The sequence below is a fragment of the Marinigracilibium pacificum genome (assembly GCF_012926615.1).
GTDB lineage: Bacteria > Bacteroidota > Bacteroidia > Cytophagales > Cyclobacteriaceae > Mangrovivirga > Mangrovivirga pacifica.
On sequence record NZ_JABBNU010000010.1, the window covers coordinates 65,552 to 77,259 of the forward strand.

At 33.2% G+C, this 11,708-nt stretch carries 10 protein-coding genes; 7 read left to right on the forward strand and 3 right to left on the reverse strand.

Features of this window, described 5'->3' with window-relative positions; genetic code table 11:
• Positions 1-105: 105 nt before the first annotated feature.
• Positions 106-2,085 (reverse strand): GAF domain-containing protein, encoded by a 1,980-nt coding sequence (locus tag HH304_RS15805; RefSeq protein WP_169683410.1) that lies wholly within the window; start codon positions 2,083-2,085, stop codon positions 106-108.
• Between the two features lie 264 nt (positions 2,086-2,349).
• Here HH304_RS15805 and HH304_RS15810 point away from each other — a divergent pair, with 264 nt between their 5' ends.
• Entirely contained in the window at positions 2,350-2,781 is a 432-nt protein-coding gene (locus tag HH304_RS15810) for an FKBP-type peptidyl-prolyl cis-trans isomerase (protein WP_169683413.1), read from the forward strand.
• A gap of 51 nt (positions 2,782-2,832) precedes the next feature.
• Here HH304_RS15810 and HH304_RS15815 read toward each other — a convergent pair whose 3' ends face one another.
• Entirely contained in the window at positions 2,833-3,441 is a 609-nt protein-coding gene (locus tag HH304_RS15815; protein WP_169683415.1) for a hypothetical protein, read from the reverse strand.
• Between the two features lie 43 nt (positions 3,442-3,484).
• Between HH304_RS15815 and HH304_RS15820 the strand changes: the two genes are divergently transcribed.
• Genes HH304_RS15820 through HH304_RS15835 form a run of 4 tightly spaced genes read left to right on the forward strand, consistent with a single transcriptional unit; the run spans position 3,485 to position 8,860 of the window.
• Positions 3,485-4,177, forward strand: coding sequence for a hypothetical protein (locus HH304_RS15820; protein WP_169683417.1), 693 nt, complete (start codon positions 3,485-3,487; stop codon positions 4,175-4,177).
• A gap of 22 nt (positions 4,178-4,199) precedes the next feature.
• On the forward strand, positions 4,200-5,810 hold the full coding sequence (locus HH304_RS15825) for a S8 family serine peptidase (RefSeq protein WP_271711657.1): 1,611 nt from the start codon (positions 4,200-4,202) through the stop codon (positions 5,808-5,810).
• A gap of 36 nt (positions 5,811-5,846) precedes the next feature.
• Positions 5,847-6,518: a ribulose-phosphate 3-epimerase gene (rpe, locus tag HH304_RS15830; protein WP_169683421.1), complete on the forward strand. Its 672-nt coding sequence runs from the start codon at positions 5,847-5,849 to the stop codon at positions 6,516-6,518.
• Positions 6,515-8,860 carry a TonB-dependent receptor plug domain-containing protein gene (locus tag HH304_RS15835; protein WP_169683422.1) on the forward strand — a complete coding sequence of 782 codons (2,346 nt, stop codon included), beginning with the start codon at positions 6,515-6,517 and terminating at the stop codon, positions 8,858-8,860. The genes rpe and HH304_RS15835 overlap by 4 nt, the downstream gene beginning before the upstream one ends.
• A 460-nt stretch (positions 8,861-9,320) precedes the next feature.
• Here the strand turns inward: HH304_RS15835 and HH304_RS15840 are convergent, their stop codons facing one another.
• On the reverse strand, positions 9,321-9,683 hold the full coding sequence (locus HH304_RS15840; RefSeq protein ID WP_169683424.1) for an arsenate reductase family protein: 363 nt from the start codon (positions 9,681-9,683) through the stop codon (positions 9,321-9,323).
• A 98-nt stretch (positions 9,684-9,781) separates the two neighbouring features.
• Here HH304_RS15840 and HH304_RS15845 point away from each other — a divergent pair, with 98 nt between their 5' ends.
• Both HH304_RS15845 and HH304_RS15850 read left to right on the forward strand, forming a co-directional pair.
• Positions 9,782-10,288: a hypothetical protein gene (locus tag HH304_RS15845; protein WP_169683426.1), complete on the forward strand. Its 507-nt coding sequence runs from the start codon at positions 9,782-9,784 to the stop codon at positions 10,286-10,288.
• A gap of 376 nt (positions 10,289-10,664) precedes the next feature.
• A complete protein-coding gene (locus HH304_RS15850) occupies positions 10,665-11,702 on the forward strand; it encodes a hypothetical protein (protein ID WP_169683427.1) in 1,038 nt (345 codons plus the stop codon).
• The last annotated feature ends 6 nt before the right edge of the window (positions 11,703-11,708 follow it).

Consider the following 11,708-nt stretch of genomic DNA (forward strand, 5'->3'; position numbering starts at 1 on the left):
ATTACCTATTAACAATTAGAGGGGGAAGGGGACAATAGTCAGTAAAAAAAAAGTAGCCCTGAAAAAATCTTTCGGGGCTACTTATTTTTTTTATTTAAAAATCTGCTAACTCATTGATTTTAAAATCATCTCTTGCTCCTCTAACTTCTTTTTAAGCTGCTTGTTTTGTTCGTCTGATTCTCTTTGTCTTCTAGACATTTCCTCTTGAGTTGCCTGCAGTTCTTCCATATTTTGTCTCATCTCTTCTTCCTGAGATCTCATCATTTCTGCCTGTTCTTTGGTTTGCTCAAGTAGTTGCTTGGTACGTTCATTCATCTTAAGAGCACCAATTGTCGCTGCCATACTTTGACATAATTTGTCAATTAATTCCATGTAATGTTCAGGTAGAACAGTAAAACTTGCCATTTCCAATACACCTACAACCTTTTCATTTTCAACAAGAGGCATGATCAATATACATCTAGGAGGTGCATCACCAAGTCCACTTTTAATTGTTACATAATCTTCAGGAACATCAGTGATAAATATTTTTTTATGTTCCAGAAAGCACTGACCTACAAGCCCTTCGCCTATCTCAACTTTTTTATTTAAATACTTTCTTCTATCAAAAGCATAAGCGCTAACCAATTCAAGATAATTGTTATCAGGATCATCATCATTTAAGAGAAATATTCCCACCTGATTTATCTCTACATAATCAACCAAATCCTTCAATAAACCGGCAAAAAACTCTTTTAAATCAGTACCACTTTGAATTCTAAGCATATCAGAGAAATGAGCTTGTCCTTTAGTAACCCAGTTTCGTTTTTCTTCTTCCTCACGGGCCTTCCTAAGATTATACTTCATTTCAACCAATGCCTTTCCAAGCACGTCATCGTCATCAAGATTCTCTAATTCATAATCAAGGTTTCCTTCTCCAATTGCTCTCGCATATTCAGACTTGTCATTTAAGTTGTCTATTAATGTATTTATGCTATTGGAAATTTCTTTTAATTCATCATTGGTTTTAACCACCATTTTATCTTCTGAAGAAACTTTACCTTTAGACAAGTCATTTAAAGTCCTTGACGCAATTTTTAATGAAGAAGAAATTTTATCTGAAAGATAGTATAATACGACAGCCAGTACTGAAAAACCTAATAATGCAATGATAATTCCATTTCTGGTTGCAATATTAATTTCTTTAATAATAACAGACTCGGGAATAATTGTAGCGATATACCATGGTTGAGTAGTACCTCCAAATCCAATACTTTGAAAATTAATCAGAACATCATCATTTAGACTTTCTAACCTTCTCTCATAAGAACTTATTCCGTTTTTACGAACATGATCCAGAATTTTATTTTCAGTAAACCATTTTCCAAACAAAGTATCAACATTTACTCCTACAAACTCATTATTTTCGTGAGCAACGATTGTCCCATCACTTGAAAACAGAATGGTTTGAGCTTCATCATAAGGTTTTAATTCTGAAATAAACTGTAAATCATCAAGACCAATATCAAGACCGGCAAGACCAATAAACTTTTTGTTTTCATCTTTTAAAGGCACACTAACAGAAGTCATTAAAAAGCCATCATCAACATATGGGTTAGCTAGCTCTTCAACTCCGTTTACCTTTAACCAGTAATAATCACTTTCTTTATCATCACCCTCAGTATTTAATGTATCTAGTTTCCATCCACCAGTTTGGTAGGCAGTTCTTCTTGCCCGGCCATAATCAGTAAAGTGAGTAGTATCGTAATGAGATAACTCAAAACTAACCCAGGAACTATAATACCTCTTATCTTTTTCTACCATGGAACGCAAGACTTTATCTTTAACTTCCAGAAAAAAAGACAGGTCTTCACCAGAAAACTTTTCAAGTGTTCCGGCAGCTGTTCTTACAACTCCAAAATCTTTATTAAATATTGCCTTAATCTCATTGGCATTTTGATTGGTATAACTTCGGGCTAAATTCTTGGCTTCTTTAACGGTTTCTGTTCTAAGTGTGGTAATTATATAGGCAACAGAACCAACAAAAGCTAATAAAAAAATACCCAGAATAATAAAAAGTAACTTCCGTTTAATCGTCATTCTCATGGTTAAAAAATATAAGCTTACACGGATAAATATATAAATATTTTATGATTGATTCCTAATCATGTAAAGTATTAGTTAAAATAATAGCTAATCACTATTCAAGGTTAAGCACATTAAATGCTCTAGCCTAATTGTTTAGAATTTTCAAGGCATTGCCTTTGATTATCCTTACCTTTGCATCTGAAATTTAAATTGTTGAAGGATAAAACACTTCAACATCTTGTTTAATAACATGAGCAAATGCTCAAAACAAAATTAATTCTGATGAAAAAAGTAGAACAAAACAACAAAGTAAAAGTTCATTACACTGGAAAATTGGAAAGTGGTGAAGTCTTTGATTCTTCTGAAGGAAGAGAGCCATTGAGCTTTACTGTTGGTGCTGGCCAGATGATTCCAGGTTTTGAAAACGGTGTTTTGGGAATGGAATTGAACGAAAAAAAGACTATAACTATAGAATCAAAAGATGCTTATGGTGAGCGTCGTGATGATTTGATCCAATCTGTACCGAAATCTCAATTACCTGAAGACCTTAACCCACATGAGGGTCAGCAGCTTCAGTCTCAAACATCAACTGGTCAGGTAATTCCTGTGGTAGTAACTAAAGTTACAGAAGAGGAAATTACTGTTGATGCAAACCACCCACTTGCAGGGAAAACATTAGTTTTTGATGTTGAGGTAGTTGGAATCGATGAGTAAAATCTTAATCAATTCATAAAAAAAACCGCCAATAGGCGGTTTTTTTTTGTTTTAATCTATTTCAATTTCCTCTAATACGTCAGCCAGATGATCGTAATCCTTAAATCCGGGTCTGATTTCCTGTGAACCCTTCATACTTATACCAGCTATCGAATGGCTATCGATTAATTCGTTTACCTGATCAGGAGCTATATCCCCACCATAATAAATATCAACTTCAAATTTCTTTACCGCTTCATTATTCAATACGTCCGGTAGATCATCAATACCAGATTCAACAATCACACCCAATAAATTATCTTTTAACTCTGCCAGGTTTATAGCTGTTAGTATCGAAGTAAGATCAGATTTACTATCCATGATAAGGAAAAACTGATAAGAATTCATCTTTTTCAGATCCTCACTACTTGGATTCAATAATAGAAATTTATCAACCCCATAGTTATTATTAACTTCCTCAATATCACTTCCAGGAGCTTCTGCAACCGGTTCTATACCACTTAACCATTCATTGATTTCTTTAAATGATTCGGGTGATAAATGTTCATCATATTCAGGATCGGTAGAAAACCCATAAAAATCAACTCCCATACCTGCACAATATCTTGCATCACTGAGATTTGATATATTCCTGACTATCACTTTACATCGTAATGCCATCTTTACTATTATTTTATTAATGTTTTAGATTATCTTAGCGATAATGTGTTTCAAAATAAATACTTTTAAAATCATCGGACTACTTTTAGCGCCATTAATTTTTGGCTGTAATCCAACTACTCTGGATCCTGACCAATTTGATGAAAGAAAAGTTTATTTTCCTGATGATGAATCATTGTTTAGAGTTTACGAAGTAAACAGAATAGATTTTTTTGCTAATGGAGACCGAGATACCTCCAAATACAGGCTAAAAGAAAAGGTTGCTACTAAATTCTCTGCTGAAGAAGAATTTCAAGTAATCGAAAGATATCGGTTCAGAAACAATGAATGGCAATTAGATTCTCTTTGGAATATTTACTATAACAATACTAATGTTGTAGTATATGAAAATAATATTCCTTTAGTAAAATTAATTACCCCTATAAAATCTAAAACAACCTGGGATAGAAATGGGTTTAATGCTCGAGAAGAGAGAATAAGTGAATATGTATATTTCAGTAAGGATACTTTAATATCAGATAACTTATATGAACAGGTGGTTGTAGTTGAATTAGATAATATTATTGATCCAATTATAGGTAATGATATCGGATATGAAGTTTATGCGCCCAAAATTGGACTTGTAAGCAAATATATTGAAGATGTTGATTACAAACAGGATCAGGAAGTAGGTAATCAGGTGATCTCACAAGGCGTATTATTGGAACAAAAATTAGTAACATTTGGGTATGAATAGATTTCTCTTTTTATTTTTAATTATGATCTTTTCAGGCAATCTATTGAATGCTCAAAGTGATCGTTATTTCATTCAATTTAAAGATAAGGGCAATTCAGAGTTTAGCTTTAATGCTCCTGAAGAGTTTCTTTCTCAGAGATCAATAGATAGAAGATTAAATTTTGGAATCGCAATTGACAGCCTTGATCTTCCGGTTAGTAAGGCCTATTTAGACAGCCTTTCTAAAGAAAATATCACTGTTTACTATAAATCAAAATGGCTTAATGGAGTAGTTGTCCAGGAAGCTGAAGCTACAGTTAATAATCTAAGGGATAAAATATATATAGATACCATTATTTATATAGCACCTGGTTTTAGATTAACAACTTCAAAAGATAATTATCCATTTGGTAATTCCACAGTTAGTATTTCCAATCCCAACAACCTTAATCAAAATAATCAAAACAACCTTATTAATTTCAATCCTGATAATGTTAATCAGACGGGTAGGGGTGTTAGAATTGCAGTGCTTGACGGGGGGTTTAATAATGTAGATCAGCTTGAAATTTTTTCACACCTTTTTCAGAACGGCCAGATCATAGATAAATATGATTTTATTGAAAATGAAAACAACCCATATTACCATAACAATGATCATGGAACAAAAGTATTGTCTTTAATATCAGGTTTAAAGGAAAACACTTATCAAGGTTTGGCTCCTGATGCTGAAATATGTTTATATGTCACAGAAGATTATCCTTTTAGTAATGAGTTTAGAATAGAAGAGTATAATTGGGTAATTGCAGCAGAAAGAGCAGATAGTGCCGGTGTTGACATTATAACAAGTTCTCTTGGCTACACAACTTTTGAAGATGCTACAATGGATTATCAAACTTCAGACATTGGAAAAAACAGATCGATAGCAAGTCAAGGGGCCAAAATTGCAGTTTCAAGAGGTATCTTTACAGTTGTCTCTGCCGGAAATAGCGGACAGTCTTCATCATGGCCATATACTTCCTTTCCTGCTGATGAAGAAACAGTGTTAACAGTTGGAGCTGTTACTCCAAATGGCATAAAATCAAACTTTAGCTCAATTGGACATCCTGATCTTAACTATATAAAACCTGATATTGCAACTCCTGGATCTCAGGTAGTTTTAGTTGGTTCCTCTGGAACAGTAACAACATCGAATGGAACTTCTTTTAGTGCTCCAATAGCTACAGGAATGGCTGCTCTTGTACTTGAAAAATCTCCTGATTTATCTCCTGAGGATTTATTAAAGAGCTTTCACAATGCTGGAACAAAATCCACAGCACCTGATAATCAATTAGGCTATGGAATTCCAAACCTCGCAATCATGCTTGGTGAATATCTTTCCGTACCTGATCAAAACTTGAATAATGGATTATTAATCTATCCAAATCCTTCTAATCCCGGTAACCTGACATTTCAAATCTTTGATACTCCGACAGATAATGAAGTTCGTACATTAATTTATAGTAATTCTGGTTCTGAACTAATCAACATTTTTGTAAAACTTCAAGATGGAAAAGGTGAAATTGATTTAACCGGACTTTCAACTGGAAATTATTTTATAATAGTAAGAACAAAAAAAGGTGATCTTAAAGGTAAAGTCATTCTTACAGATCAATAGTTTAGCTATATAAATCGATTGCACTATCTTTGTATCATGAAAAATACAATAATAGCTCCATCAGTACTTGCATCAGACTTTGCCAATCTGGAGTCTGAATCAAAAATGCTCAACAGAAGTGAAGCAGATTGGTTTCATATAGATATTATGGACGGAAGATTTGTGCCGAATATTTCATTTGGTATACCGGTTACTGCTGCAATTAACAAACATGCAGATAAGCCACTTGATGTACACCTGATGATTGTTGAGCCTGAAAAATATCTTGAAGATTTTAAAAATGCAGGAGCAGAAATTTTGACTGTACACTATGAAGCTTGTACACATTTACATAGAACAATCGGTCAAATTAAAGAATTAGGTTGTAAAGCAGGAGTAGCTTTAAATCCTCATACCCCAGTTTCTGTTCTTGAAGATATTATTGCTGATCTTGACCTTGTATGCATCATGTCTGTCAACCCAGGGTTTGGTGGACAAAAATTCATTCCAAATACTTATGCTAAGATTGAAAAATTAGCTAAAATGATAAAAGAAAGTGGTAGCTCGGCTTTAATAGAAATAGATGGTGGAGTAAACGAACAAAATGCTCCGGATTTAATTAAAGCTGGTGCTGATGTCTTGGTTGCTGGATCATTTGTTTTTAACTCAGAAGATCCTGAAAACACAATAAAAAAACTAAAATCAATTAATAACACCCTGGTTTCTTGATAAATAAAGCATCATTAATATTATATTTTTTACTAATTTTTTGCTTCCAGGCCATTTCTCAGGATGAACGCCTGGTTATTAAAATATTACTAGAAGAGGACAGCCTACCATTGGTGGGGGCTGTCCTTATTGTTAACGATATTCCATTATCTATCTCTGATGAAAAAGGAGATATGCTCGTTAAGGAAAAATGGTTTGGTCCGCCCAATAGAACCTATCTTAAGCATATTTTAATTGACACCACCTTCTTTAATCGTGTTCCGGAGTCAACTATTTTTTTAAAAGCAAAAAACACCAATCTGAAAGAGTTCGAGATAAGAGCAAACAAAGAAAAAGAAGATCAATCGCTAGAAGAATTATCAACCTCTGCAGGCAGTCAGTTTACACTGATTAACCAATCGTTTAGTCAATTCCTACAAACAATTCCTGGGGTTATTGTTAATAATGATTTGAGTAATCAATATGCAGTAAGGGGAGGTAATTATGACGAGAATTTAATATATATCAATGATTTTGAAATAGTCAGACCACAAATTACTCGACAGGGACAGCAGGAGGGACTTGGAGCTATCAATCAACAATTATTATCTCAAGTTGACTTTAGCACCGGTGGATGGAACGCTAAATATGGCGATAAATTGTCAAGCTTATTAATTGCCAGATACGACCCATTCGAATCTGAATTTATTAAAGGTGACATATCTTTTCTTGGCTTTTCCGGTGCAGTAAGTAAGGAATTAATAAACGACAAACTTGGAATCAGAACTGGTTTCAGATATAAAAACAATGTACCTGTAATTTCCGGATTTGGTACTGCTGGTGATTTCTCAGCTAATAGTATAGACTGGCAAGCATCGATAGACTATAAATGGAAAAAAAATGATAATAATTATCGGATGACATTATATCCGTATATTTATGATAACAGTTTTAATTCCGAGCCAACTCAAAAAGAAGTTGAATTTGGTACTTTCAGTAATCCGGTAAGATTTGATGTTGCTTTCGATGGCAGCTCAAAATATGAAGCATCAGCTGCTGGATTAGGATATCGAATATCGATGAATACTGAGTATTGGTATCATGATTTTACGGCAGAGGGACAGTATACAGGTGAACAGGAATTCATTAATCTCGAAAGTGGATATCGTTTATGTGATATTGACAATAACCCGGCTAGTAATTCATTTAATCAGTGTACTGCGATAAGAGGCTTGGGTACAGAGTTTGAATATGCCCGTAACAAGTTAATTTATGATAAGGTCAGATTTACAACTAATCATTTATTTAGTAAAAACAATTTCATTTTCAAGACTGGCTTATCTTATAAAACTGAATCTTACTCAGGGTATACAGATGAATATTACTTTTTAGATTCTGCAGGGTATGTAAATAACATTCAGACTGTAAATAGCGATATTGATATAAAAGATTCTAAGGTTGCACTATATGCAGACTATAGAAGACAAAATAAGAAGTTTAGTTATAATATAGGTATAAGAGGATTGTATTGGGATTTTGGCAATGATTTTTTCATTATGCCAAGGGCACAATTCTCATATAATATAGATCGAAAAAACAGCATCTTTTTTAATACGGGGAGGTATGTTCAACCACCATCATATAGAGCCTACTTTAATCCGGAAGGAAACCTGGGAACCAATGTTGTTGCACAGGAATCTTGGCATTTCATTATTGGTTCAAATCATCGTTTGATAGTAGGAGATAAGCTATTCAAACTAAAAAACGAATTCTTTTATAAACATTTGCCCACTCTTACGCCATTTGTGATTGATGATATCAGGCTAGTATATGATGCAGATAGAATTAGTGAAGGGTATTCGACAGGTATTGAAAGTCGAATTAGTGGAGAGTTTGTACCAGGAACAGAATCATGGTTAAGCATAAGTTTACTAAGTACACGTGAAAGAAGCAAAGAAGGCGAATCGTCTTATGGCAGAAGAGCAACAGATCAACGATTAAATATGGCCTTTTACCTTGAGGACCATATGCCTTTTGATAATTCATTTAAAATTGCCGTTAAAGGTAATTTCACAACTGGTTTACCATTCAGACCTCCGGGAGACCCCTTTGGTACAAACACTTTTACTGGAGACTATTTTATTAGAACTGACATAGGAATAGGTAAAGAATTTTATGGAAAAACAGATTCTGATAAAAAGACCTGGCAAGTAATGCTGGAAATTATTAACCTTTTTGGAAGGCAAAACACCATAAACTATCAATGGGTGCAGCAAATAGACAGGTCATATATTGGCGTTCCGGAAAACCTCCCAGGAAGAATAGTAAATCTATCGATATCGATGGATATCACGTATCAATAAAATAGCATTAATTTAATACAACCCTGCATTTTAACGATTTTAAGGTGCAATAAATTGTAAAATCAGTATTTATCTTACATTGAAACAAAATTTCTGCCACCAGATTTTCATAGATTCCAAATTCGTGTTAACATTGCAGAAGTAAGGGTGGTGCCTTACTACCAACAGATTGGTTTTGGTTGATAGATTAGTCTCGCCTTCCACAGGCGGGACTTTTTTTTATATCAATTGCAACCTTTTTGAAACAATGTGGGTCTATAATATGAGTTTAATTTTAAAGGGTGTAATCATGTATAAACCAAGAGTGTGGAATAACAAGAGTTTTAATCTTCAGAAAACCTCTCCAACAAATATTAATGAGGTTTGTAAACTGAATTATCAAAAGAAATTTAATGAATCTTTGAAAGCGGTTCATTCGGTGGAATACTAATTAGAATTCCACCGAATGAATTGAATTAAATTAACCCAATTTTTCTTTCACTTTTTCAATTATTGATTTTGAATTACCGGCTAACACATCATCTTCAAAGATAAAAACCGGACGAGCCAAAATTGAATAATGACTTTTAATCAATTCAATAATTTGATTATCATTTAATTTTTCAAATTCAATCCCTTTCCCCTTTAATTGCTGAGATCGCTTATTGATAAAATCTTGAGCATCCTGACCAGATAATTCAAACCAATTAGCAATTTCTTTTTCATCTGGCATCGATTTTTTCAGATCAAAAAATTTCCCAGACTCTTTTTCCAAGCCAAGTTCACGAAATATTTTTTTACAGGTATCGCAAGTACCCAAATAATATACCTTACGTAACTCCATTTTGTATTTTTTAACTATTAAAATTGAAAATTTATTTATATTGGCATAAAATTTTGCTTAAATTTAAGACTTGTTTAAATTATTTAACTGTTAAAATTATGAATATTAGAACTTTCTTATCGGTTGGATTGTTAACGTTATTTTTTGGATTTGGTGCGATTGCCCAAGATGAAGAAGTTACAACTGAAGATCTTTATCAGTATGCATTATTAAATACAACTGTTGATCAAATGAAAGCAGAGATCAGCAATGTTATTAATGAAATGATCAAAAATCAGGAAGGTATCGACGGTAAAAGGTACAAAGAACTTGCTGGAGCTTATGGAGATGAGGCTAAATTAGCAGAAGTTGGAGCAAAAGACTTTGAAATTCAGTTTATTGAACTTCTTGAAAAGGAAAAATCTGAAAGAATTGATGCAATAAAAGAAGTTAATCAGATTCTTGCCACAAAAATGATGGGAGACAGAGGTAAAAAATATAAAGCTGTCAAAGCTGCGTTATCTAGCGACGAAGCTATCAAGGCACAATATGCAACTATCCTTGCTAATATTGAAAATGCTACAAAAACAGAAGAAGCTGCAGAAGAGCCAACTGCGTCTAACTAATCTGAATTTGTAAAAAATAAGAGGGAACAGATATGTTCCCTTTTTTTATTTCTTTATAATAACTATTTTGCATCCAGGTTTAGTAAATTATTTATTTACTGACAATTTGAAATAAGCAAATTGATATGATTTTATTAAAAAAATAATCAGATTGTACAATTCAAATTAGTATTAATCGTTTATAAGGATATTTGTTTTTAGTCAACCAGAAATTTTTCAGTTTTCCGAATATGACAGAGCTTCAAAAAGTACAAATTATCAGACAATAACAGGGATAATCTTACCTGAATAATTCAAATCTATTGATTGAATACTTTTAAATAAGAAATATAAAATAAATTGCAACTTTTTGAGGTTAGATAAGTAAATGCCAGGCATGCCAAACAAATTATTTATCATCATTTTATTTGTATTATTACCCGTATTAAATACATACGGTCAGGCAGATACTATACCTTCTGATGAACCGCCTGAGGCTCAGTTATACCGTAAGTATAAAAAGGATGAAATAAAAAGTAGCGCCACTGGTTTCAGAAGATTCATCAGTAAATTTTCATTTGGCTATTCTTTAGGTTATGGTGTAGATATATACAAAAATCCACTTGACGGTTATACCGTAAATAGCGGTTCTTCAATAGGTCCTTATATTTATTCTAACAACCCTGAAGATACAGTTGGAAATATAGGCACATGGATGACTACTCCTGACTTTACTGCTACCGGTGGTACAGAAAGTGTTTCATCTGACACCGCAGACCTTAAATACAGAGGGGTTGGTAGCGCTATTCCAATGTCATTAACCATACATTATAATTGGAAAAGGCTACGACTTGGACTTGGTGCTGATTTGGGGTTACATTTTTACCCTAAAATGAGGCCAAAATTCTCCGATGATGATATCTGGATTTATGAATCAGATAAGAAATCAAGTTTTTATAAGCGATTTTATATTTCTGGAGAATATGCATTTAAAGAATTCTTAGACTATACCTGGGCTGCTAGTTTAAGAGTTGGAATTCTTAATCGCGGAAAAATAATTGATAAAAGTTATGCAAAGGGTAAATTCTTTGTAAACGTAGGATTTAATATTGAAAGAAACCTTTCTGAATATTTTAAAGTCATATTGAGACCTCAGATTGATTTCAAAAGCTATAAAATGGCTATTAACGGGAATGATGTAAGAGTTAACCAACATGGTTTATACACAACCATAGGAATCAGTTACCGGATACCAGAGTTAAAGAAGTCTCCGATGAAGGCAGACCATGTTCAGGTGAATCATATTCTTAATGGTGTGGAATACCGAAGCAACAGGCATCCTTTTCACAAATACCAAAATCCAAACTATGGTCAAAACCATAGAAAACCAACAAGACTTAAAGGAAAAAACAAAAAACGACTGCAAAAAAACTGATTATTA